The 23,196-nt window shown below is 49.5% G+C and carries 32 protein-coding genes; 29 read left to right on the top strand and 3 right to left on the bottom strand.

The features are described from left to right. Nucleotides 1-10: 10 nt before the first annotated feature. The 13 genes from rplN to map all read left to right on the top strand — a co-directional run bounded on the left by rplN (nt 11) and on the right by map (nt 6,949). Complete coding sequence (rplN, locus tag VMW30_00935; protein ID HUW86934.1) at nt 11-379, top strand: 50S ribosomal protein L14; 369 nt, start codon at nt 11-13, stop codon at nt 377-379. A 2-nt stretch (nt 380-381) separates the two neighbouring features. Then, nucleotides 382-693 carry a 50S ribosomal protein L24 gene (gene rplX / locus VMW30_00930; protein HUW86933.1) on the top strand — a complete coding sequence of 104 codons (312 nt, stop codon included), beginning with the start codon at nt 382-384 and terminating at the stop codon, nt 691-693. Next, nucleotides 693-1,244: a 50S ribosomal protein L5 gene (gene rplE, locus VMW30_00925; GenBank protein HUW86932.1), complete on the top strand. Its 552-nt coding sequence runs from the start codon at nt 693-695 to the stop codon at nt 1,242-1,244. Before rplX ends, rplE begins: the two co-directional genes overlap by 1 nt. Next, entirely contained in the window at nt 1,245-1,430 is a 186-nt protein-coding gene (locus VMW30_00920) for a type Z 30S ribosomal protein S14 (protein ID HUW86931.1), read from the top strand. A gap of 73 nt (nt 1,431-1,503) precedes the next feature. After that, nucleotides 1,504-1,908, top strand: coding sequence for a 30S ribosomal protein S8 (gene rpsH / locus VMW30_00915; protein ID HUW86930.1), 405 nt, complete (start codon nt 1,504-1,506; stop codon nt 1,906-1,908). A gap of 5 nt (nt 1,909-1,913) precedes the next feature. Beyond that, nucleotides 1,914-2,453, top strand: a complete 540-nt coding sequence (gene rplF / locus VMW30_00910) for a 50S ribosomal protein L6 (GenBank protein ID HUW86929.1) — start codon at nt 1,914-1,916, stop codon at nt 2,451-2,453. Continuing rightward, complete coding sequence (gene rplR, locus VMW30_00905; GenBank protein ID HUW86928.1) at nt 2,453-2,830, top strand: 50S ribosomal protein L18; 378 nt, start codon at nt 2,453-2,455, stop codon at nt 2,828-2,830. Before rplF ends, rplR begins: the two co-directional genes overlap by 1 nt. Then, complete coding sequence (gene rpsE, locus VMW30_00900) at nt 2,830-3,456, top strand: 30S ribosomal protein S5 (protein HUW86927.1); 627 nt, start codon at nt 2,830-2,832, stop codon at nt 3,454-3,456. The genes rplR and rpsE overlap by 1 nt, the downstream gene beginning before the upstream one ends. Next, entirely contained in the window at nt 3,456-3,638 is a 183-nt protein-coding gene (rpmD, locus tag VMW30_00895) for a 50S ribosomal protein L30 (protein HUW86926.1), read from the top strand. Before rpsE ends, rpmD begins: the two co-directional genes overlap by 1 nt. A 2-nt stretch (nt 3,639-3,640) precedes the next feature. Beyond that, nucleotides 3,641-4,081: a 50S ribosomal protein L15 gene (gene rplO / locus VMW30_00890; protein ID HUW86925.1), complete on the top strand. Its 441-nt coding sequence runs from the start codon at nt 3,641-3,643 to the stop codon at nt 4,079-4,081. Between the two features lie 96 nt (nt 4,082-4,177). Further along, a complete protein-coding gene (gene secY, locus VMW30_00885) occupies nt 4,178-5,473 on the top strand; it encodes a preprotein translocase subunit SecY (protein ID HUW86924.1) in 1,296 nt (431 codons plus the stop codon). Then, entirely contained in the window at nt 5,473-6,123 is a 651-nt protein-coding gene (locus VMW30_00880) for an adenylate kinase (protein HUW86923.1), read from the top strand. The genes secY and VMW30_00880 overlap by 1 nt, the downstream gene beginning before the upstream one ends. Before the next feature lie 13 nt (nt 6,124-6,136). Continuing rightward, on the top strand, nt 6,137-6,949 hold the full coding sequence (gene map / locus VMW30_00875; GenBank protein ID HUW86922.1) for a type I methionyl aminopeptidase: 813 nt from the start codon (nt 6,137-6,139) through the stop codon (nt 6,947-6,949). A 13-nt stretch (nt 6,950-6,962) separates the two neighbouring features. Here map and VMW30_00870 read toward each other — a convergent pair whose 3' ends face one another. Next, nucleotides 6,963-7,712, bottom strand: a complete 750-nt coding sequence (locus VMW30_00870) for a GntR family transcriptional regulator (protein HUW86921.1) — start codon at nt 7,710-7,712, stop codon at nt 6,963-6,965. Between the two features lie 65 nt (nt 7,713-7,777). Further along, nucleotides 7,778-8,566 carry an ROK family protein gene (locus tag VMW30_00865; protein HUW86920.1) on the bottom strand — a complete coding sequence of 263 codons (789 nt, stop codon included), beginning with the start codon at nt 8,564-8,566 and terminating at the stop codon, nt 7,778-7,780. A gap of 85 nt (nt 8,567-8,651) precedes the next feature. On the opposite strand from VMW30_00865, the gene VMW30_00860 reads away from it, so the two are divergent. From VMW30_00860 to VMW30_00785, 16 genes are all read left to right on the top strand, one after another. Continuing rightward, nucleotides 8,652-9,443: a 6-phosphogluconolactonase gene (locus tag VMW30_00860; protein HUW86919.1), complete on the top strand. Its 792-nt coding sequence runs from the start codon at nt 8,652-8,654 to the stop codon at nt 9,441-9,443. 122 nt (nt 9,444-9,565) lie between these two features. Further along, the gene (locus tag VMW30_00855) at nt 9,566-10,879 is read left to right on the top strand and encodes an extracellular solute-binding protein (protein HUW86918.1); all 1,314 of its coding nucleotides are present in this window, start codon (nt 9,566-9,568) and stop codon (nt 10,877-10,879) included. Nucleotides 10,880-10,891: 12 nt separating this feature from the next. After that, a complete protein-coding gene (locus VMW30_00850; GenBank protein HUW86917.1) occupies nt 10,892-11,797 on the top strand; it encodes a sugar ABC transporter permease in 906 nt (301 codons plus the stop codon). Nucleotides 11,798-11,802: 5 nt separating this feature from the next. Beyond that, nucleotides 11,803-12,666 carry a carbohydrate ABC transporter permease gene (locus tag VMW30_00845; GenBank protein HUW86916.1) on the top strand — a complete coding sequence of 288 codons (864 nt, stop codon included), beginning with the start codon at nt 11,803-11,805 and terminating at the stop codon, nt 12,664-12,666. A gap of 28 nt (nt 12,667-12,694) precedes the next feature. Beyond that, nucleotides 12,695-13,732: an SIS domain-containing protein gene (locus tag VMW30_00840; protein ID HUW86915.1), complete on the top strand. Its 1,038-nt coding sequence runs from the start codon at nt 12,695-12,697 to the stop codon at nt 13,730-13,732. A gap of 6 nt (nt 13,733-13,738) precedes the next feature. After that, nucleotides 13,739-14,677, top strand: a complete 939-nt coding sequence (locus VMW30_00835) for an amidohydrolase family protein (protein ID HUW86914.1) — start codon at nt 13,739-13,741, stop codon at nt 14,675-14,677. Nucleotides 14,678-14,806: 129 nt separating this feature from the next. Further along, nucleotides 14,807-15,028 carry a translation initiation factor IF-1 gene (gene infA / locus VMW30_00830; protein HUW86913.1) on the top strand — a complete coding sequence of 74 codons (222 nt, stop codon included), beginning with the start codon at nt 14,807-14,809 and terminating at the stop codon, nt 15,026-15,028. A gap of 13 nt (nt 15,029-15,041) precedes the next feature. After that, a complete protein-coding gene (gene rpmJ, locus VMW30_00825) occupies nt 15,042-15,155 on the top strand; it encodes a 50S ribosomal protein L36 (GenBank protein HUW86912.1) in 114 nt (37 codons plus the stop codon). A gap of 151 nt (nt 15,156-15,306) precedes the next feature. Continuing rightward, a complete protein-coding gene (gene rpsM, locus VMW30_00820) occupies nt 15,307-15,684 on the top strand; it encodes a 30S ribosomal protein S13 (protein ID HUW86911.1) in 378 nt (125 codons plus the stop codon). After that, the gene (gene rpsK / locus VMW30_00815) at nt 15,684-16,109 is read left to right on the top strand and encodes a 30S ribosomal protein S11 (GenBank protein HUW86910.1); all 426 of its coding nucleotides are present in this window, start codon (nt 15,684-15,686) and stop codon (nt 16,107-16,109) included. Before rpsM ends, rpsK begins: the two co-directional genes overlap by 1 nt. Nucleotides 16,110-16,125: 16 nt before the next feature. Then, entirely contained in the window at nt 16,126-16,752 is a 627-nt protein-coding gene (gene rpsD / locus VMW30_00810) for a 30S ribosomal protein S4 (protein HUW86909.1), read from the top strand. Nucleotides 16,753-16,848: 96 nt separating this feature from the next. After that, entirely contained in the window at nt 16,849-17,862 is a 1,014-nt protein-coding gene (locus tag VMW30_00805) for a DNA-directed RNA polymerase subunit alpha (GenBank protein HUW86908.1), read from the top strand. Nucleotides 17,863-17,870: 8 nt separating this feature from the next. Then, complete coding sequence (rplQ, locus tag VMW30_00800; GenBank protein HUW86907.1) at nt 17,871-18,371, top strand: 50S ribosomal protein L17; 501 nt, start codon at nt 17,871-17,873, stop codon at nt 18,369-18,371. An 18-nt stretch (nt 18,372-18,389) separates the two neighbouring features. Beyond that, on the top strand, nt 18,390-19,250 hold the full coding sequence (truA, locus tag VMW30_00795) for a tRNA pseudouridine(38-40) synthase TruA (protein ID HUW86906.1): 861 nt from the start codon (nt 18,390-18,392) through the stop codon (nt 19,248-19,250). Next, nucleotides 19,250-20,851, top strand: coding sequence for an ATP-binding cassette domain-containing protein (locus VMW30_00790; GenBank protein HUW86905.1), 1,602 nt, complete (start codon nt 19,250-19,252; stop codon nt 20,849-20,851). The genes truA and VMW30_00790 overlap by 1 nt, the downstream gene beginning before the upstream one ends. 51 nt (nt 20,852-20,902) lie before the next feature. Continuing rightward, the gene (locus VMW30_00785; GenBank protein ID HUW86904.1) at nt 20,903-21,646 is read left to right on the top strand and encodes an HAD-IIB family hydrolase; all 744 of its coding nucleotides are present in this window, start codon (nt 20,903-20,905) and stop codon (nt 21,644-21,646) included. Between the two features lie 13 nt (nt 21,647-21,659). Here the strand turns inward: VMW30_00785 and VMW30_00780 are convergent, their stop codons facing one another. Next, nucleotides 21,660-23,135 carry a glycoside hydrolase family 130 protein gene (locus VMW30_00780; protein ID HUW86903.1) on the bottom strand — a complete coding sequence of 492 codons (1,476 nt, stop codon included), beginning with the start codon at nt 23,133-23,135 and terminating at the stop codon, nt 21,660-21,662. Nucleotides 23,136-23,196: the final 61 nt, after the last annotated feature.

The raw sequence follows: 23,196 nt of genomic DNA, 5'->3' as shown, positions 1-23,196 counted from the left end.
GTAGTAAAAGATGATTCAACAAGAGTCGCGTCTACGCGTCGCGGATAACACAGGAGCGAAAGAACTCCTCTGCATCCGTGTTCTCGGTGGCTCCAAGCGACGCTATGCCGGTATCGGAGACATCATTGTCTGTACCGTCAAGGATGCAATTCCCGGCGGTCAAGTAAAGAAGGGTGAAGTCGTCAAGGCTGTCATCGTTCGAACTGTTAAGGAGCGCCGTCGTCCAGATGGTTCCTATATCAAATTTGACGAGAATGCTGCAGTCATCCTTAAGGCGGATGGCGAACCACGTGGCACTCGTATCTTCGGACCTGTTGCACGCGAACTTCGTGACAAGAAGTTCATGAAGATCATTTCGCTAGCGCCGGAGGTGCTCTAACAATGGCCAAGATTAAGAAGGGCGATACCGTTCTTGTTATCGCTGGAAAAGATAAGGGCGTAACCGGCAAGGTGCTCGACTTGGATTCCAAGCGCATCCTGGTTGAGGGCGTCAATCGCGTAAAGAAGCACACCCGCGAAACCACGGGTGATCGCGGAGTAAAGGTCGGCGGCATAGTCAATGTTGAAGCCTCAATCGCGATTTCAAATGTCATGATCATTGATGAGGACGGCAAGGCCACTCGCCTTGGTGCTCGCAAAGATGAAAACGGCAAGAACGTGCGAATTTCCCGTCGCACCGGAAAGGACATCTAATGTCGACCCTAGTACGTCTCAAGGGACGCTACCGCAGTGAGATCGCACCTGCTCTCAAGGCTCAATTTGGCTACAAGAACGTGATGCAGATTCCAACCCTGACCAAAGTTGTGGTCAACATGGGTGTTGGTGAAGCAGCACGGGACGCCAAGTTGATCGAAGGCGCAATTCGCGACCTCACCACGATCACCGGTCAGAAGCCACAGGTCACCAAGTCACGCAAGTCCATCGCGCAGTTCAAACTCCGCGAGAACATGCCCATTGGTGCACACGTGACACTTCGCGGAGACCGCATGTGGGAGTTCACAGACCGTCTGCTTTCCATCTCCTTGCCACGTATCCGCGACTTCCGTGGACTTTCACCAAAGCAATTTGATGGAAATGGCAATTACACCTTTGGTCTCACCGAACAAGTTGTGTTCCCTGAGATTCAACAAGACAAGGTTGATCGTCCGCGCGGTATGGACATCACCTTCGTTACCACCGCAAAGAACGATGAAGAAGGTCGCGCACTCCTCAAGGCGCTCGGCTTTCCTTTCAAGGAGAACTAAATGGCTAAGACATCGCTCAAAGTAAAAGCAGCCCGTAAGCCAAAGTTCAAGGTTCGCGGATACACACGGTGCCAGCGTTGCGGACGTCCGCATGCTGTCTACCAAAAGTTTGGAATTTGCCGCATCTGCTTCCGTGAGATGGCGCACCGCGGCGAACTTCCTGGCATCACTAAAGCTTCCTGGTAATTAACCCAACAACTACGAAAAAGGTCCCGACACCCTGTCGGGAAACCAGTTCGAGAAAGGCCACAGGCCACGTATGACAATGACAGATCCGATCGCGGACATGCTAACGCGTCTGCGTAATGCAAACTCTGCCTACCATGATTCGGTTTCCATGCCGTCTTCATCGGTAAAGACGCGCATCGCAACTATCCTTCAACAGGAGGGTTTCATCGGCGGGTACCGTGTTGACGCCAATGCAAATGGCGTCGGCAAGACACTCGTTCTAGATTTGAAATTCGGACCTAATCGCGAGCGTTCGATTGCCGGACTTCGTCGGGTAAGTAAGCCAGGACTTCGTGTTTACGCAAAGTCGACTGCACTGCCAAAAGTTCTTGGCGGTCTAGGCGTTGCCATTATTTCAACTTCTTCCGGCTTGCTAACTGATAAGCAAGCCAACAAACAGGGCGTAGGCGGAGAAGTTCTCGCCTATGTGTGGTAATTGATATGTCACGTATCGGTCGTATGCCAATCACCGTCCCAGCGGGCGTAGAAGTTTCTATTTCTGGTCAGGACGTTGCCGTGAAGGGACCTAAGGGCTCCCTGTCGCTCTCTGTCGCTGAACCAATTCAAGTTTCACAGAGTGAAGGCGTTCTTACAGTTGCTCGCCCAAATGATGAGCGCTTGAGCCGTTCACTTCATGGACTTTCTCGAACCCTCGTCGCCAACATGGTCGAAGGCGTAACCAATGGTTACAGCAAAACGATCGAAATTGTTGGTGTGGGTTACCGTGTAGCTGAGAAGGGCGCAGACCTTGAGTTTGCACTTGGATACAGCCACTCAATTCTTTTCCCTGCACCTGTCGGGATTACCTTCAAGGTTGAATCTCCAACCAAGTTCTCAATCTCGGGTATTGATAAGCAACTCGTAGGCGAAGTTGCCGCGAAGATTAAGAAATTGCGTAAGGCCGATCCTTATAAGGGCAAGGGCTTGCGTCTCTCAGGCGAAGTTGTTCGCCGCAAGCAAGGAAAGACGGGTAAGAAGTAATGGCTATCGGTGTAAAGGTCGTAAAAGGCTCGGCAACTAATGCCCGTGCCCGTCGTCATTTCCGTGTTCGCAAGAAGGTCTCCGGAACTTCTGCCAGACCACGCCTCGTCGTTTCGCGCTCTGCTCGTCACCTCGTCGTCCAGGTTGTCGATGATCTAGCCGGTCGTACCTTGGCTAGCGCATCCACAATGGAAGCCGATCTTCGGGTGGCAGCCGGTGATAAGACTGCAAAGTCTCGCCAACTCGGTGCCTTGATCGCAGAGCGTGCCAAAGCAGCAGGAATTACCACGGTCGTTTTCGATCGCGGCGGCAACAAGTTCCATGGTCGTATTGCAGCTCTTGCTGAGAGTGCACGAGAGAACGGATTGGACTTCTAATGGCTGGTAATCCAACTCAAGCACGTAGTGGCGCTCCAGCGGGCGATGCCCCAAAGGGCAGTGACCGTCGCGAACGACGCGAACGACGCGATGACCGTCAGCAAGAGAAGAGCCCGTATATCGAGCGCGTTGTCTTCATCAACCGCGTATCAAAGGTTGTAAAAGGCGGACGTCGCTTCTCCTTCACGGCACTTGTTGTAGTTGGAGATGGCAATGGTCAAGTTGGAATTGGCTACGGAAAGTCGAAAGAAGTTCCGCAAGCAATTGCCAAGGCTGTCGAGGAAGCGAAGAAGTCTTTCTTCACTGTTCCTCGCATCCAAGGCACCATTCCTCATCAAACACAGGGTGAAGCTGCGGCTGGTGTAGTTCTTCTTCGTCCAGCAAGTCCTGGTACCGGTGTTATCGCCGGTGGTCCCGTTCGTGCCGTACTTGAGTGCGCTGGAATTTCCGATGTACTTACAAAATCTTTGGGTTCAAATAATGCAATCAACATGGTTCACGCCACGGTCGCTGCATTGAAGCAACTCGAAAGCCCTGCAGCAATTGCTGCTCGTCGCGGTCGCCCACTTGAAGATGTTGCACCTGCAGCACTTATCCGCGCTTCACAGATTCCGGTAGGTGCCTAATGCCTCGTTTGAAAGTTACCCAGATCAAATCAAAGATTGGTAGCAAGCCAGAGATTCGACATACATTGCGATCCCTTGGGTTGAAGCGAATCAATGACGTGGTCGTAAAAGAAGATCGTCCAGAAATTCGTGGCATGGTTCACGCCGTTCGCCATCTGATCCAGGTTGAGGAGGTTGAATAACGATGACACTCAAAGTTCATCATCTTCGTCCAGCCCCCGGTGCTAAGACCGTAAAGACTCGCAAGGGTCGCGGAGAAGCATCAAAGGGTAAGACTGCCGGTCGTGGCGGTAAGGGAACTCGTGCCCGTAACCAGGTTCGCGCCGGATTCGAGGGTGGCCAGCTGCCTCTCGTTATGCGTCTTCCAAAGTTACGTGGATTTAAGAACCCTGCACACATTGAGTACCAGGCTGTAAATGTCGCAACCATTAATGCTCTTTATCCAAAGGGCGGCGATGTCACCGTTGAGGACTTGGTCAAGAAGGGCGCTGCTCGCAGTGGCTTACCGATCAAGGTTCTCGGAAATGGCGATATCGCAGTCAAGGTCAGTGTTCACGCTCATGCATTCTCTTCCTCAGCCTCTGAGAAGATTGCAGCGGCGGGAGGATCAACAAAGACGCTATAAATCGCTTTTCTAATGCCAATTCCAAGGTGAATTCATTAGTATGCGGTGGGTACGAAACCAAGAAAGAACCTGTATTGAGAGAGATGGGGAAGATCAGTGCTATCAGCATTTGGTAAGGCCTTTAGGACTCCAGATCTGCGCAAGAAGATTTTCTTCACCCTCTCGATCATGGGTCTCTTCCGCTTCGGTTCGGTTGTTCCAACCCCGGGCGTTTCGTATGCCAACGTGCAGAGTTGTCTCAAGCAGGTTGAATCCGGCGGCCTCTTTGGTCTCATCAACCTCTTCAGCGGTGGAGCCCTTCTCCAACTCTCTGTTTTCGCTCTCGGCATCATGCCTTACATCACCAGCTCGATCATTATTCAGCTTCTGACCGTTGTCATTCCTCGCTTTGAAACTTTGAAGCAAGAGGGCCAATCAGGAACTGCGAAACTCACCCAGTACACCCGTTATTTGACCATTGGCCTTGCAATCTTGCAGTCAACTGGCCTGGTTGCAGTAGCGCGCGTTCCTGGTCGATTGATTTCTGGATGTGATGCCCCCATCATTCCTGATACTTCATGGCCACGCATCGTCACCATGATCTTCGTTATGACGGCAGGTACTTCGGTAATCATGTGGCTCGGTGAATTGATCACTGACCGCGGAGTCGGTAACGGTATGTCGATCTTGATTTTTACTTCTATCGCGGCTGGTTTCCCCGGAAACTTGTGGAGCATCAAATTGCAGAAGGGCCTCTTCGCATTCGTCTTCGTACTTGCAGTTGGTGTACTTGTAGTGGCAGCAGTTGTCTTCGTTGAACAAGCGCAGAGGCGTATCCCAGTTCAATATGCCAAGCGTATGGTTGGCCGCCAGTCATATGGCGGAACAAGCACCTACATTCCAATTAAGGTCAACCAGGCTGGTGTTATCCCCGTGATTTTCGCTTCCTCGCTTCTCTACATTCCATCCTTGATAGTTAACTTCACAAATAGTCAGGCCGGTTGGGCCGTGTGGATTTCCCGGAACTTCGTCAAGGGTGATCACCCGGTCTACATCCTTTCTTACGCAGCACTGATTATTTTCTTCACCTACTTCTATGTCGCAATTACCTTCAACCCGGATGAGGTTGCTGACAACATGAAGAAATACGGTGGATTCGTACCGGGCATCCGCGCTGGTCGTCCAACTTCTGAATATTTGCAGTACGTACTTTCTCGAATTACCGCCCCTGGCTCTCTCTATCTGGCCTTCGTTGCGATTATTCCGATCCTTGCGCTTATTCTTTTCGGTGCCACCCAGAACTTCCCATTTGGTGGAACCGCGATCTTGATCGTTGTAGGTGTTGGACTTGATACTGCCAAGCAGATCGAAAGTCAGTTACAGCAACGTTCATACGAGGGGTTCTTGCGCTAATGCGTTTGGTCCTGGTTGGTCCACCAGGTGCTGGCAAAGGAACGCAGGCTCAATTCCTGGCTTCGCACTATGCAATTCCGCACATCTCCACGGGTGACATTTTTCGCGCCAATTTAAAAGAGGGAACCCCGCTGGGAATTGAGGCGAAATCTTTTATGGATCGTGGCGATTTAGTCCCGGACTCAGTAACAAATGAGATGGTCCGTGATCGCTTAGGCAAGGATGACGTCGCCAACGGATTTCTCCTCGATGGTTTTCCGCGAAATGTCGCGCAAGCCGAAGTCCTTCGAGCTATTTTGGCAGAGAAGAGGACGCCGCTCAGCGCTGCGTTGGAACTCTCTGTTGCTATCTCAGAAATCATTCTCCGTCTTTCTGGACGCCGCGTCTGTCGCAACTGTGGCAAGGTCTGGCATCTTGAATTTGATAAACCTACAGATCCGCAGAAGTGCGATACCTGTCAAGGTGAGTTGTACCAACGTGAAGACGACAAAGAAGAGGTAATCACCCGTCGGCTTGAGGTTTACCAAGAGCAAACAGCCCCAATTATTTCTTTTTATCGTACCGAAGGCTTACTCATCACCATCAGTGCATCTGGCTCGGTATCAGAGATCACTGAGCGAGCTATCTCCGCGCTTAGTCGCGTCCACTAGTTAGGCATTTATAGTGGCAATTCAGTTGAAGACTTTGGACCAAATGAAGGTCATGCGCCGCGCAGGGTTGCTTGTTGGGCAGACACTTGAGGTAGTGAAATCATCAATCAAGATCGGAATGCGTACTGACGCACTTGATGCGATTGCTGCCGCGAATATAAAGCGCGGCGGCGGAACCTCCAATTTCAACGGCTACCACGGCTTCACTGGCACTATCTGCGTCTCACTCAATGATGAAATTGTCCATGGAATTCCGGGTAATCGTATTATTGAGGACGGGGATATCGTCTCGATCGATTGTGGGGCAATCGTTGAGGGATGGCATGGGGATGCAGCATTTTCGACAATTATTGGGACAGTGGATCCACAGGATCAAAAATTGTTGGACGTTTGCGAAGAATCGATGTGGCGAGGAATTGCGGCGGGGTGCGTCGGTGCGCACCTTTCGGACATTGGTCATGCGGTCGAGCAGTACATCAATTCGCAAGGTAATTTTGGAATTTTGAAAGAGTATGGTGGGCATGGGATTGGCACGGAGATGCACCAAGAACCACATGTACTTAATTTCGGCAAACGAGGTTTCGGGCCTGAATTAACTCCAGGGCTAGTCCTTGCAATTGAACCAATGATCACTCGCGGCACTCATCGAACCAAGGTTCTGAAAGATGACTGGACTGTGGTCTCGGCAGATAAATCACATGGCGCCCACTTCGAACACACCTATGCGCTCTTGCCTGATGGAAAACCATTCGTGCTGACGGCGCTGGACGGCGGGAAAGAGCGCTTAGGCGAACTAGGGATAGAGATTTCTGAGTTGCTACAGTAAGGATTCTTGATTTTCACTTGTCTGTGAAGATATTCGAACTATCTCGGTTTAATCTTGTCTGTAAACGGTAACGGTCTGATCGATAGAGGATTCTATCAAGTGAAATTGGGAAACCGACTTGATCAAAGGTTGTTCCATTTGACAATAAAAGACCTTTGCCGATTTCTACCTGAAGAAGTTCAGCCGTCTTTTGGTCTGCATCTTCTACACTGATGACATAATCGGCGTGCGTAGGCTTGCAATCGTGTTTCTCTAGCTGATTGTAAAGTGATTCCTTTCTAAAATCGATGTTAGATAGCCATGAAAAACGTTGGAGTGAAAGGCGGGAACGATCTACAGAAATGGGAATGCCGTCTAACATACGCAATCTCGTTAAATCGAAGACATCCGAGCCTGGCGCAATTCGCAGAGTAATGGATTCCTCAATACTCGCTGGATGAACTTGTGATTCAATAATTTGAGTGGAGGGCTTTAATCCGCGGAGTTCCCCCATGGCGGAAAAACTCAATAATTGATTTTGACCTTCACTTACCGTCTGCGCGGCAAACCAACCGCGAGTTTGAGTTTGTTCTACTAGGCCTTGCTTAACAAGATTAGCTAAGGCATGTCTCAGAGTAAGCCGACTTACGCCAAGAGCCTGGCTCATGACCCGCTCAGAAGGAAGCCGTGAACCAGGTCGGTACACGCCTTCACGAAGACTCTTTGTGATAGCAATACTCGCTTGTTCGTAAAGTGGTTGTGGAAGACCAGAGATATTAGGCATTTAATTCCTCGAGTTCATTCCTTACTATTTGGAAGTGCACCAAGTTGATCTGTTCTCGCCGTGACTTAGTATGTCAATAATGCGGCACCAATAACACCAGCATCAGTACCAAGTTCTGCAGGGACTACACGATAGGGACTTGGAGTATCCTTATGTGCGAGGAGGAGTACCGTTTCGGCCAAAGAATTGAAGAAAGTTTCGCTTAATCCCAAACCTCCGCCGATAACAATCAGTTCAGGATCAATGGCATTAACAATGGTTGCTACCACTTCACCAGTTCGTCGACCAGCTAGTGTCACGAGTTCATGAAGTTGAGGTTCGGTCAAATCACTCTCCTGTCGCTTCTTGTCTAGTGCTCGTCCGCTTGATTGAATTTCGACTGGTGGTGCACCGAGTACGATTGCAACGCTGTGTGCTCCGATTAATGGCACCCCATTTAGTAGCAAGCACGAACTAATTCCAGTTCCGGCTGAAACGTAAAATGTGGAAGCAGTGCCACGGGCGGCACCAAATCTGAACTCAGCCATGGCTCCAGCGCGAACATCCGAGCCAACAACAACATCGCCCAGGTCGGCAAATTCAGCAGGCAGGTTCGCATCTTTGAGATCTACCGCGTAGGAAGAGAGTATTCTCCCCGCATTATCGACATACTCACACACTCCGATCCCTATCGGCAGTTTTTCGACTAATCCAAGAGCGCTGACTGCAGAGCGGATCGTCTGAAGGACCTCTTCTCGGCTTCCCGCCGGCGGGGTCGGAACTTGTACTGATTTGAGAACTTTTCCTACTGATACATCAATGATTGCGACCGCAATTTTCGTACCACCAATATCCACGCCTATCCGCTTCACCATAGGAAAAGGTATCAGATTTGTCTTGCAATGGTATGGTTTTGTACTATAGTCTCCGCAGGACAGAAGAGCATGGTCAGTTCCCTTAATGCTTCAAGAGATCGGATATTGCGTGGTTCCAATAGTTCTTGATAGCCCATTAGAGATAGGCAATTTCGTAGCTAGGCAAATCATTGATGACATAGAGCAAACTTCTATCCAAGGCAGGGAGTTTGTCCTGGGGTGCCCAGGAGGCCGGACGCCTCGAGTGATATTTCAAGCCCTTGCCCAAGAAGTTGGGAAGCGGAATATTTCTCTTAGCCATGTAAATATTGCGATGATGGATGAGTATGTTGTTGAGAACCAAGGGAAGTTCTCCAACATTGACCCGGCTGCCCATTATTCATGTGCCAGATTCGCCCAATTAGAAATAGGTCACCCTCTTAACACGGCGGCTGGATCGGCTCGCGAATTGAAATCTGTTCGCATCCCCGATGCGCAGCGCCCTGAAGAATACGAGAATTGGCTACGAGAGGTCGGCATCGACTTCTTCATTTTGGCAAGTGGTGCCAGCGATGGACATATTGCATTTAATCCACCAGGTAGTGCGCGAGAATCAAAAACGCGCGTTGTGGAGGTGGCACTTTCAACGCGTATCGACAACTTAGGAACGTTTCCTGAATTTAAATCTGTTGAAGATGTTCCTCAGTACGGTGTCACGGTTGGTATTGACACTATCGCATCTCTATCTAAAAGGGTGGTGATGGTTATGCACGGAAAACATAAGAAGAAGGCAGTTTCAGAACTCCTCAAGCGGAGAGCATACGATTCTGATTGGCCAGCGAGTGTTTTTTTTGAATGCGCAAATAGGCAATTAGTAATTGATAATGAAGCCAACTGAGGACCTATTCCACGTTAAAGATTTATTCGTATAAAACGGCTAAAAATCAGGTCTCTTGCCTACGTGGGTAAGTGAGAATAGGGTAAATCGGGTAAGAAACGTCGAAGCAAGGGGAGGAAAAATTGTCTGATTATCGTGTTTCTCGTAGAGGCTTACTTGTTGGTGCCGTCGGTTTAGGTGCTGCAGGCGTTCTTGCCTCATGTTCAAGTAATTCGGATTCTTCAAAGACCACAAATGCAACATCAGCGACCGGTGCTGCACTAACTGGAACACTTGGTGCGCTTTTTATGAAGCAAGCTGGCTACTCTGAAGAACATATTAATGCAATGATCGCCGCTTTCACGGCGAAGAACCCTGGCGTGACAATAAAGCCTGAGTATGTTCCATATGAGGCACTGCATGACAAAATCGTCGCGGCTGCTCCAGCAGGTACCTACGATCTGGTTTTCATTGATGTAATCTGGCCAGCCGAATTTGCGAGTAAAGGCTTGATCGCAGATATCAGCAATCGTATTCCTAGTACCTGGGCGACTGATGTCCTTGGTGGCGCATTGAATTCAGCCGTGTACGACGGAAAGTATTATGGTGTTCCATGGCTCCTGGACACTAAGTACCTTTTTTGGAACGAAGACCATTTAGCAAAGGCAGGCGTAGATAAAGCATCTTTATCTAGCTGGGATGGTGTCGCCACTGCAGCCAAGGCGATTAAAGCCAAGGCTGGTATTCGATATCCATTGATCTGGTCTTGGGCTCAGGCCGAAGCAGTGATCTGTGATTGGACAGCCATGACTGCTGACTTTGGTGGAAAGATATTTGATGAAGCCGGAGCGCCAGCTTTCGCAGATGGTGGCGCATTGCAAGCGCTGGAATTCATGCGCAAAACTGTTGTCGATGGCATAACCAACCCATCCTCAATGCAAGCTCTTGAGGATGATGTACGTAAGCTTATAAGTGCCGGAGACGCTTCGATCGGTTTGAACTGGACATACATGTATGCCGCAGCTAATGACCCTGAGCAGTCCAAAATGGCAGGAAAGATTGCGATTGGGGAAGTTCCAGATTCTGGCGGAGGGCATAAGAGTGTGAACGGCTCTTCGGCTCTTTCAATTACTGCAAATTCAAAGAATCAAGATGCAGCATGGGCTTTTGCTGAATTCGTCTCTAGCCAGGCAATTCAGGAACAATATGTTGCAGATTCATTGCCAATTTGGGGTGCGTCCTATGAGTCAGCCGCGGTAGTTGCCAGTGCGCCAAATGTGGTTCCAGTTGCCAAAAAGCAATTAGCTAACATGGTAAACCGTCCAGCTGCTACGCAGTACAACGCCGTTTCACAGAAATTGCAAGTTGCAATTCAGAAAGCTCTCACTGGTTCTGTTACCCCGGCTAAGGCGCTTAAAGATGCCGAGGCTGAAGTTAACAAACTCTTGGCTGGCTAATAGTTGCTTCAATTGAAAAAGCGTTCGAGCACCACCAGCGACCGTGGTCTGGCAACAGTTTTGCTGTTGCCAGCCGCGATCGTTGTATTTGGGTTGGTCACTTGGCCGATTCTTCGAACTGTGTGGCTCTCATTTCATCAGATGCTCTCTCCGATGCCAGGAACTGCCACTCCTTTTGTTGGATTTAAAAACTTTCACAATGCTCTTACTGATTCAAGTTTGCTGGATTCTTTTCGTAGAACTGTCTACTTCACAGTCTTATCGACTGCATTGGAAATGTCGTTAGGTCTAATTTTGGGTTTGCTCATGTCTCAAAAGATTCGTGGGCGCTGGTTATTGCGAGCGGCAGTTCTTTTACCTTGGGCGTTACCTACTGTGGTAAACGCAACGATGTGGCGATACATATTTAATGCTGATTATGGCCCCTTGAATGCGCTTTTGACTCAACTCGGAGTCATTGAGAGTTATAAGCCCTGGCTTGGAACTCCAAATGTTGCCCTGCATATGGTGATCTTTGCTGATGTATGGAAGAACTCATCGATTATTGCATTCTTTGTTATGGCTGGACTGACAACTATTCCTGGCGATGTTTTAGAAGCTGCAAAAGTTGATGGGGCAAATGCGCTTCGTACTTTCTTTTCAATTATGTTGCCGCTATTGAAGCCAGTGCTGATAGTCGCAATGGTCCTACGCACTATCGAGGCCTTTAAGGTCTTTGACATTGTCTACATTATGACCCGTGGTGGACCGGCCGGTGGAACAACCTCATTAGCGTTGTATTCATATCAGATGGCATTTTCCAACCAGAACTTCGGATATGGCTCAAGTTTGGCACTCCTTATTGTTGTCGTCACGTTCTCATTAGCGCTTTTTTACATGCGTTTAGTGAATGTTGGTTTTGATAAGGGAGGCAAGTAGATCTGATGAAATCTGTTGATTCTTCGCCAAAGAAATATGCCGCATGGTGGATTCACGCAGTTGCTTACTTTTTCAGTCTCCTATTTTTAACACCGTTTATTTGGTTGGTTCTAGCATCGCTGACTCCTTCATCGAATCTGCTGGATAGGCCACTGCGTTGGTGGCCATCTCGTTTTGATTTCTCACGCTGGGTCGACATTGCAACCGGCGCTCTTAATTCTCCAGCAGGAGGGTTTCGAATTGCGATGGCGAACTCTCTCATTATCGCCGCAGGAACAGCGTTGGTTTGCACAGTTGTTAGCGTCTATGGAGCGTATGCGCTGTCACGCTTACGTTTCCAATTCAAGCGACCACTATTACTTGTATTTCTAACCAGTTATATGATGCCACCAATTGCAATTATTATCCCTCTCTACTTAATTCTCGCTCGCCTTCACTTGCTAGATTCAAAAATTGGACTAATCATTGTCTACTCGAGTTTTATTACTCCTTTTGTTATGTGGACCTTAACGAGTTTCCTTAATTCAATTCCAATGGAACTTGATGAAGCTGCCACCATTGATGGTGCGAGTAAAATGATGACTTTGCGTTCAATCCTTCTACCTCTTATGCGCCCAGGATTGTTCTCGGCAGTTCTCTTTGCGGTATTGCTCTGCTGGGACGAATTCTTGTATGCCCTCATTTTTACTTCTACCTCTGCATCTAAGACAATCCCGATAGCAGTTGCAGAATTTAGTGGAAAATATTCAACAGATTTCGGTTTGGTAGCAGCTGGTGGTGTTTTAGCCGCAATCCCTCCTGTCGTTGTGGCTCTTATTTTCCAACGCCAAGTCACCGCTGGTTTGGCTGCAGGTGCTGTTAAAGGTTGAGTACCTTTAGTTGTTGTAGGATGGTCGTATGGGTGATGAATTAGGAATGATAATGCGCTCGGAGATTGAAGAGATTCCTTCAGTTTTCCGGCGAATCAAAGCAAGCGCAGATGAGATGGCTGGACAGATTAATCAATTGCCTCTTTCTACTTTTGATTCCGTTATCCTCGTCGCTCGAGGCACTTCGGATAACGCGGCCCTGTATTTGAAGTACTTGATCGAAACAAAGATTGGCATTCCGTGTGGTCTGGCCTCTCCATCAGTGGTTTCCATTTATGGTGCCGAACTCCGCTTTAAGAACGTATTAGTAATCGCACTGAGTCAGAGTGGCCAATCTCCGGACTTAGTTCGCTATTGCCAAGCAGCGCGTGATGGTGGAGCCGCTCTTCTTGCAATGACAAACGACAAAGAGAGTCCACTGGCATTGATCTCTCACTGCCATTTGTATCTGCATGCCGGCCCAGAGAAGGCAGTTGCCGCCACGAAGAGTTATTCCGCCGAGTTGTTGGTGGCTCGGACTTTCGTATCTGTTTGGAGCGGCGAGAAGGTTGATTTTGATGCACTTATTGAAGAGACGGAGAAGGCACTTGAACAAGCACCAACAATCGAGAATATCGCCTCACATTTTGATTATGACTCTGGCGTCACCACGATGGGCCGAGGTTATTCATATGCAAATGCTCACGAGTGTGCTCTTAAGATTCAAGAGACAGTAAAGATCCCCGTCGCATCATTTTCTTCAGCAGACTACCTGCACGGTCCAATTTCATCCCTTCATAGTGGCTCGCGCGTAATTTTCTTGGCTCCTATGGGAATCGCCGAGAATGCTATGTCAGTGACGGTGCAGAGGATCAGAGAGATCACCAATCACATCTACTGGATTGGTGCAGGATTTCCCCGGATTGCCAATGAAACCTTCTTAGGCGGCGCATCGAAGTTATCTGAAATGGATGCCGTCATTGCCGATAGCGTCCTATTGCAGTTATTCGCCCTCTTCTTGGCAGTTTCAGCGGGAAAGAATCCCGATGCTCCCGTTGGTTTGTTAAAAGTCACCAAGACGGTCTAGCAGACAATGATACAAACGGTTCCGGCCTTTATTGACCTACAGGTCAATGGGCACGGTGGTGTTGATCTACTTACGGCGCAGAGCGCCGAAGATATTCGCAAAGTCTCACGCTCACTATTTTCGCAAGGTGTCGGCGCATACTTGCCCACGTTGATCACAGGTCCACTTATTAGAACCGTCGAAGTCATGAAATTGATCGAGGAAGTTCGCCGATCGCCTCAAGACGACGAGGCCGAAGTGATCGGTATCCATCTTGAGGGACCGTTTCTATCGCCAGAGAAACCTGGAGCGCATCCAACAAATTTCTTGGCTCAGCCAACGCAGGAGTTGTTAGGAAAATATCTCAGTGCTGGGACGGTCACCATGGTTACTCTCGCACCTGAAATTCCTGGCGCTTTGGATGCCATTAGATTCTTATCGCAGATGGGTGTGATTGTTTCGTTGGGTCACTCCAATGCCACAACGCAAGAAGCGCATGCCGGGTTTGATGCAGGCGCGACAACTGTGACTCATATTTGGAATGCTATGAGCAAGGATCAGACTCCAGGTGTTGGGCTTGCAGGAGTAGCACTTGAGCGGGAGGAGATCGCAATCCAACTCATTGTTGATGGCGTGCATCTCACCGACGAATTGGTCCGCTACACAGTGGAAAATGCACCGGACCGTTTTATCGTTACCAATGACGCGGTTTCACCCGCAGGGTTGGGAGAGGGAACGTTCCCCTTTGGCACCTTTATGGTGACGGTAAGGGATGGCCGGGCTGTTCGCTCCGATGGGGTCCTGGCAGGGGGAGTTGGGTCTTTAAAAGAGTCATTTCAGCGACTTTTGGCCCTTGGAGTCCCATTTGATTCAGTTCTGGCCAGTATGACGACTCGACCGGCAGCCTTGGTTGGACGCGGCGATCTTGGAGTTCTGTCCTTGGGTGGGAAGGTCACTGTGGTGTAAGTCTCATGTGGCGGATGCGCGAAATTGGGCAATTTGGCACCGATTTCCCTTATACCCACGCCTGGCTTTAGACTTACCCTTCGCTTCGCAAGAAGCACTCACGAACAGTCACAGAAAAGAAGGTATCGCTTGGCCAAGAAAGATGGTGCTATCGAAATCGAGGGCACCGTTGCCGAAGCTCTGCCTAATGCGATGTTTCGTGTTGAGTTAACTAACGGGCACAGGATCCTCGCTCACATCAGTGGGAAGATGCGAAAGAACTACATTCGTATTCTTCCAGCTGACCGTGTCATCGTGGAGTTGAGTCCGTATGACCTCACAAGAGGTCGGATTGTTTACCGCTACAAGTAGAAGGAGGGCAGTCATGAAAGTTAAGCCAAGCGTGAAGAAGATTTGCGATAAGTGCAAAGTTATCCGTCGCAAAGGTCGCGTCATGGTTATCTGCGACAACCTCCGACACAAGCAACGTCAGGGTTAATTCTCTGATTTTGAAGTAGAGCAAGCGCGTGATGCGACTGCTTGATTAATCGAAAGATTAAGAGAGCAGACCCTTGGTCCGACAGGCTGAGGCTCATCAATTGATGGGGAGCATTGCGGAGGACCTGTCGGATTACTGAATGGTTGAATACATGGCACGTCTTGTCGGTGTCGATCTTCCGCGTGAAAAACGCGTTGAGATTGCGCTCACCTATATCTTCGGAATGGGTCTTACTCGTTCACAAAAAACATTGGCGGCAACTGGCATTAGTCCAGATGTTCGCGTTAAGGATCTGCAAGAGCCAGAGCTCGCGAAACTTCGTGAATTCATCGAAGCTAACTTCAAGATCGAGGGCGACCTACGTCGCGAAATCGCTGGAGACATTCGACGCAAGGTTGAAATCCAGAGCTATCAAGGTATTCGTCACCGCAAGGGACTTCCTGTTCGCGGTCAACGTACACACACCAACGCACGTACGCGTAAGGGTCCTCGTAAAGCAATTGCTGGCAAGAAGAAGGTGACTAAGTAATGGCCGCTCCTAAAGCTAAAGCCGGCGCCGCAAAAGGCGCTAAAGGCAAAGTAAAACTTCGCAAGAAGGAGAAGAAGAACATTGCTGTCGGTCATGCTCACATTAAGAGCACCTTCAACAACACGATTATTTCCATCACCGACACAACCGGTGCCGTTATTTCATGGGCTTCATCAGGCCAGGTTGGCTACAAAGGTTCACGTAAATCAACTCCGTTCGCCGCGCAGTTGGCTGCAGAAGCTGCTGCTCGTCGCGCACAGGAGCACGGTTTGAAGAAAGTCGATGTTTTCGTCAAGGGTCCAGGCTCTGGACGTGAGACTGCAATTCGTTCATTACAGGCTGCTGGTTTGGAAGTTGGTGCCATCTCTGATGTCACACCAGCCCCCCACAACGGTTGCCGTCCACCCAAGCCACGTCGAGTTTAAGGAAGGAAGAGAATAAATGGCTCGTTATACCGGAGCAGATTGCAAGCGCTGCCGTCGCGAAAAAGTAAAGCTCTTCCTTAAGGGCTCTAAGTGCGATGGACCAAAATGTCCGATCGAATCTCGTCCATACCCACCAGGGCAACACGGTCGCGGTCGTTCGAAGGAATCTGAGTATTTACTTCAGATGCGTGAGAAGCAGAAGTGCGCACGTATTTACGGTGTACTGGAGAAGCAGTTCCGCGGTTACTACGAAGAGGCAAACCGTCGCCAAGGTAAAACTGGTGAAAACCTTCTCGTAATTCTAGAAACCCGTTTGGATAACGTTGTGTTCCGCGCTGGCTTTGCAAAGAGCCGCGACATGGCACGTCAGTTGGTCCGTCATGGACACTTCCTTGTAAATGGCAAGAAGGTAAATATTCCTTCCTTCCGAGTCTCTGCGATGGACATCATTGATGTTCTTCCAAAGTCATTGGATCTCACACCATTTATCGTTGCTAGCGCCGAGCTTGGCGAGAAGTCAGTACCTGCATGGATGGAGGTTGTTGGTTCGCAAATGCGCATCATCATCCACGGCGTTCCGGCACGCGCTGTCATCGATACCCAGGTTCAAGAGCAGTTAATCGTTGAGCTTTACTCCAAGTAACCCTTTGGATTTGCTTTAAAGAAGTGAAAAACTGAATAAAAGAGGAACAAGCAGGAGATCAAATAGTGGATCTCCCAGACATATGGAGGAGCAACAGTGCTAATTGCACAACGTCCCACCCTCAGTGAAGAAGTACTAAGTGATACGCGTTCACGCTTCATCATCGAACCACTAGAGCCTGGTTTCGGTTACACCCTCGGCAACTCAATGCGTCGCACCCTGCTCTCCTCAATTCCAGGAGCAGCAGTTACGAGCATCCGTGTCGGTGGCGCACTACACGAATTCACTACTCTCGAAGGCGTTCTTGAAGATCTCACCGATATTGTTCTTAATATTAAGAACTTGGTGCTCTCTTCAGATAATGACGAACCAAGCATTCTTTACATCCGTAAATCAGGGGCTGGCCCCGTGACCGGTGCAGATATTGCTGTGCCAAGCGGAGTTGAAGTTCACAATCCAGCTCTCCACCTGGCAACCCTCAACGGGAAGGCAAGCCTGGAGATCGAACTCACCGTCGAACGTGGTCGTGGATATGTAACTGCAGTCCAGAACAAGCAAGCTGGCGCCGAAATTGGTCGCATTCCTGTTGACTCAATCTATTCACCAGTTCTCAAGGTCACTTACAAAGTAGAAGCCACTCGCGTTGAACAGCGCACCGACTTCGATCGCCTGGTTGTTGATGTAGAGACCAAGCCATCAATGAAGCCACGTGATGCAATTGCATCTGCTGGTAAGACTCTGGTTGAACTCTTCGGGCTTGCTCGCGAACTCAATGTAGATGCTGAAGGCATCGAAATGGGACCTTCCGTTCTCGATGCGGCTCTTGCCGCCGATCTTGCTCTTCCCATCGAAGATCTTGATCTCACCGTTCGTTCATACAACTGCTTGAAGCGCGAAGGCATTCACACGGTTGGCGAACTTGTCGGCCGCAGCGAAGCCGATCTTCTTGATATCCGCAACTTTGGATCAAAGTCCATCGATGAGGTCAAGGCCAAGTTGGTTTCTATGGGAATGTCTCTCAAGGACAGTCCAGTTGGATTCGATCCAACCCAACACCAGAATTACGACGTAAATCTTGACGATGAATTCGTCGAGAACGAGCAGGCCTAGGAGATAACATGCCAAAACCAAGTAAAGGTCCTCGTCTGGGCAGTGGCCCAGCACATGAGCGACTACTCCTAGGAACTCTTGCTGAGCAGCTTTTCGAGCATGGCAAGATCACAACGACGCACGCGAAGGCCAAGCGTCTGCGCCCACTCGCAGAAAAATTGATCACCTTCGCAAAGAAGGGCGATCTGGCAGCTCGTCGCCAAGTAATGGCCACAATTTCAAACAAGAGCGTTGTTCATACTCTCTTCACTGAAATTGGACCACGCTTTGGAGAGCGCAATGGTGGCTACACCCGTATAACAAAGATCAACCCACGTAAGGGCGACAACGCTCCTATGGCGGTTATCGAGGTTTTGACGGAAGGCACCCCTGCCAAGAAGGCAGTTGTTACCGAAGCTGAGAAAGCTGCAAAGAAAGCCTCTTCCGCAAAGACTGTTGCTGATAAAAAGGCGACTGCTACTAAAAAGGCCACAGCTGAAAAAGCCGCTGTAAAGAAAGACGCTGAGTAACAACTCACCGAAATTCTCATGACGGAACCCACTCTCTTTGCCGAGAGTGGGTTTCTTCGTTTACGCCTGGATATTGCATACGATGGCACGAATTTTTCTGGATGGAGTAAGCAACCAGAGCGACGGACCGTTCAGAGCGAAGTCGAAAGTGCGCTACAGAAACTCACCCGGGTACATGTTGAAACAATTGTCGCGGGGCGCACTGATGCGGGAGTGCACGCCTCGGGGCAAGTAGTTCACGTTGATATTCCAGATTTAGAGATCGGCCCATATTCTAAGAAAGATGACTGGAATATTGATGAGTTGCCGTATCGGCTCAACCGGATTCTTGATGAAGATGTTCGAATCTTGTCAGCGAGTATTGCTCCCGTAGGTTTTCACGCGCGCTTCTCAGCCTTGCGTCGGTACTACCAGTACAAAATCGTCGACAACAACCGTCCCATTCTGCCCATGCGTCGTTTCGATGTCGCACCCTGGTATCGCCCTCTTGATGTAGATGTCATGAATCAAGCAAGCACACTTCTGGTTGGCGAAAATGATTTCGCCGCTTTCTGTAAATTCCGGCAAGGCGGAACGACAATCCGAACATTGGAAAAGTTCTCTTGGATACGAAATGAAGACGGATTGCTGGCGGAAATAGTTGCTGATGCGTTCTGTTATTCGATGGTGCGTAATCTTGTTGGTGCAGTCGTTTGTGTGGCGGACGGACGGTTCCCCGCCGAATGGATAAAAGAAGTACTCGACAACCGGAAGAGAGTTTCTGATAGTTTGGTATTTCCATCGCGTGGATTAACGCTTGTCCAAGTTGACTATCCACCGGAAGACCAGCTTCTGACTCGGATAGAAGAAACACTTAGACGCAGAGACGAAGCAGAGTAATGGGTCACATTGATGTAAATGCCGTGGAGTTTTCTCTCTCCGATGGCCGAGTGCTCCTTAACGACGTCAATTTCCGAGTCGGTGACGGTGCAAAGGTGGCACTGATCGGTGCCAATGGATCGGGCAAAACCACGCTCATACGCATGATTTCTGGGGATATTCAACCAGAATCAGGTGCTATTTCTATCTCTGGCGGTCTCGGAGTGATGCGCCAATTTATCGGCTCTGTACGAGATGACACGAATGTTCGCGACTTACTTATCTCAGTGGCACCCAAACGAATCAGGGATGCCGCCGCCGCTGTAGAGGCAAGCGAAGAATTAATGAATGCACGAAACGAAGAGCGTGACCAGATGGCATACGCTCAAGCCCTCGTGAATTGGGGCGATGCAGGAGGGTATGACTTCGAAGTTATCTGGGATGTCTGCTGCACCGAGTCACTCGGCAAATCCTTTGACGAAGTTGCGCAGCGGAGTGTGAACACACTTTCAGGAGGAGAACAGAAGAAGTTGGTTCTGCGTGCCCTCTTACAAGGGCCGGAAGAAGTCCTGCTCCTTGATGAGCCAGATAACTATCTGGATGTTCCATCCAAACGCTGGCTTGAAGAAGTGATTACCGAGACAAAGAAGACTGTCCTATTCGTCAGCCACGATCGCGAACTTCTTGATCGCACCGCCAACAAAATTGTCACTCTTGAGCAAGGCGCCAATGGGAATACTGCCTGGGTTCATGGCGGAAAATTCTCAACGTGGCATGACGCGCGAAAAGCTCGAAACGAGCGATTTGCAGAAATTTTACTCCGTTGGGAACAGGAACATGATCGCCTCAAAGAGCTTGTCCGCACTTTGCAATGGCAGGCCGCGAGTAGCCCGGATATGGCGTCAAAATATCGCGCTATGCAGACACGCCTACGCAAATTTGAAGAGGTCGGTCCACCGGAAGCGCCTCCGATTGAACAAGATGTGCAGGTGGGATTGCGCGGGGGGCGTACAGGTGTCCGGGCACTGACCATGGAGAACCTCTCACTTACGGGACTTACTGAGCCTTTCAATTTCGAAATCTTCTTTGGCGATCGTGTTGCGGTGCTCGGAAAGAATGGAACTGGCAAGTCCCACTTTCTGCGGATGATTTCCGGCGATAAAGCGGTGAAGTACTCCGGTGAGTTCAAATTAGGAGCTCGCGTCAAAGCGGGTTATTTTGCGCAGACTCATACCCATCCGGAGTTCTTCAATAAGACTCTGCTCGAACTTCTCTGGGAGAATTATTCTCTTCAATTAGGCCCTGCAAAGAGTGTTCTGCGTCGGTATGAAATACATAACCAGGCCGAGCAGAAATTCTCCTCTCTCTCCGGTGGCCAGCAGGCGCGCTTTCAAGTTCTTCTTCTCGAGTTATCTGGATCGACACTTTTGCTTCTTGATGAGCCGACAGATAACTTGGATCTCGCAAGTGCTGAAAGTTTAGAGACGGCCTTGGCGCAGTACGTCGGGACGGTGGTCTCGGTGACTCATGATCGCTGGTTTACTCGAGGCTTCACGCGCTATCTGATTTTTGGGGCAAATGGCAAGGTATTCGAGAGTCCAGAACCAGTCTTCGAGCACTAGTCTTACCTAACCAATAAATTGGCTTCAGAACATTATTAGTTAGGTTTTGTGATGAAGAAACTCGTCGTCTTTGATCTCGATGGAACTCTCGCCGAAAGTAAATCAGCGGTGGACCCTGAGATGATTGTTCTACTTAATTCCCTCCTATCAATGACAAAAGTGGCGGTGATTTCGGGTGGCGATTGGCCGCAATTCCAGAAGCAGTTGCTTACATCAGGGTTTGACACGAATGCTTTCTCAAACTTGTACTTATTACCAACATGCGGAACAAAATTTTATAGATTCTCCTTGACATGGGAGGAAATCTATTCGGACGCTCTTTCTGATGGTCAGAAAGAGCAGATAAAAAGTGCATTAAATATGGCCATGATTTCCCTTGAACTTGCACCTAAGAAAGTGTGGGGTGAAATTATTGAGGATCGAGGGAGCCAAATTACTTTCTCCGCCTTGGGACAATCAGCACCGATTGCTGAAAAGAAGGAGTGGGATCCGGACTTTGCAAAGCGAACGAAGATGCAGACTCTTCTGGCGGAACTAATTCCGGAGTTTTCGGTCCGTCTAGGAGGTACGACCTCCATTGATGTCACGCGACCCGGTATCGACAAGGCATATGGGATTGCAAAACTTGAAGAGATTCTTCATATAGATAGGGCGGAAATGCTCTTCGTCGGAGATGCTGTTTTCCCCGGTGGCAATGATTATCCAGTCAAGGAGGCAGGTGTCATCTCTATCCAAGTAAGAGATCACAATGAAACAAAGCGGGTTATCGAAGCGATAGTTGGGTGGGAAGCGTAAATTCCAAGTGAAGTCAGAGAGATGTGCGGAGCCTATTCATTAATTCCGGAAGGTCGACGAAGGCAAATCGAATTGCTACGTCGCTGTAGCCATACGGTAAAACGAGGGTTTGTTCGTGGACCAAAGCACCGCATGAGTAAACAACATTTGGCGTGTATCCATCTCGCTCATCAATATCCGCAGTAATAAGTGGTTGACTCAGCACGCCAAGCACAATAGTTGGATCAACCAAATCTAGTAGAACTACACCGATACCGTACTCACGCATTGGCCCCACGCCGTGAGTAACCACTAGCCAACCTTCCGGGGTTTCGATTGGCGATCCACAGTTGCCAAGTTGAATGAACTCCCATGGCTGTTCAGGTATGCAGATTTCAGTGGCATCACCCCAGGTCTTGGTGTCTGGTGAGGTCGCGACGCTTATGCTCTCTCGATCCCATCGTGAAAGCGCAAGGTACTTCCCATTGACTTGACGAGGGAAAAGAGCCATTCCTTTGTTTTTCGCGGCGGGACCAATGAGACGAGTGATGTCAAAAGTTTGGAAATCCACTGTTTGAATGAGGTGGGGTTTTACGCGAGAGCCATCGTATGCGGTGTAGGTCGCGTAGTAATTGACTAGCCCAGTCTCGTCGACGAATGCGGTGAAGCGCGCGTCCTCCATCCCTTGGGATTCATCTACGGAGGTCGGGAAAAGAATGCGTTCTGAAATTGGACGGTCATACGGGAAATCCACTCGATAGCTGCAGGCGAAGATCGACTTCATATCTTTAATAATCTCTCGGGCACTTCCTTGAGTTAATTCATCCTTCTCCACGGCAGCAATAGCACTGTCCAAGTGGCTTGCATCAAAAGTATCTGGAAGCAGATCAAAGACCGCCTTTGCCGGAGTTACGTCTCGGAATTCTTCCAGGGAGGCGCGGAGGAAGTCACACGTCATAGTCGTGTGGACAGTAGTACCCGTGAGGAGTCGCTTTCCTGGCTCGTCAAGTCGGACTTCGCTCGCAGTGAGTATTCCCGTGCGAAATTCGATCGATGAAATGTGACCCTCTCCCACAGCCCGCGCGCTCATAATAAATCGCAGTTCGCCTGGTTGTAGGCCCGTCTGATCGGGATGGACGCATATGGATGGATTAAAGAGCGCGGCGCCTTCAATTGAGTACTCCTTGGTGAAATACGCGCCGATTAATTCCCGTCTTTCCACGGAGACATCCACCGCTCTCGGAAGTCGGTGCCCAACGTGTCCGAAATTCTCGGTGAGTGTGGCACGGAGGTCATGATGGCGATCGCCGAAGCGTCCAATGGTCTCGGCCAGAGTGGTGGAGACTTCCTCGTCGGTCATGCCCATAATACGCTCAATAACTGCGTCGGCTCGGGAAATTTCGTCATCCGTAATTTCTTGTCCAGGCAGGTATAAGCGGGCAATAACTCGACGTGAGTCCCCCTTAATTTCCGGCGCAACTCGCCGAAGTAATTCGGTTTCTACAATCATGAGCATCTGCCTCTCGTTACTTCCACCTTACTGCGTAGGTGAGTCGAGTTCTCAGCGATTG

It is taken from the genome of Candidatus Paceibacterota bacterium, from assembly GCA_035530615.1.
In the GTDB taxonomy this organism is placed as follows: Bacteria; Actinomycetota; Actinomycetes; order Nanopelagicales; family Nanopelagicaceae; genus QYPT01.
Note: the sequence above shows the minus strand (reverse complement) of the source record. Positions and strands in the feature narration are given on the sequence as shown.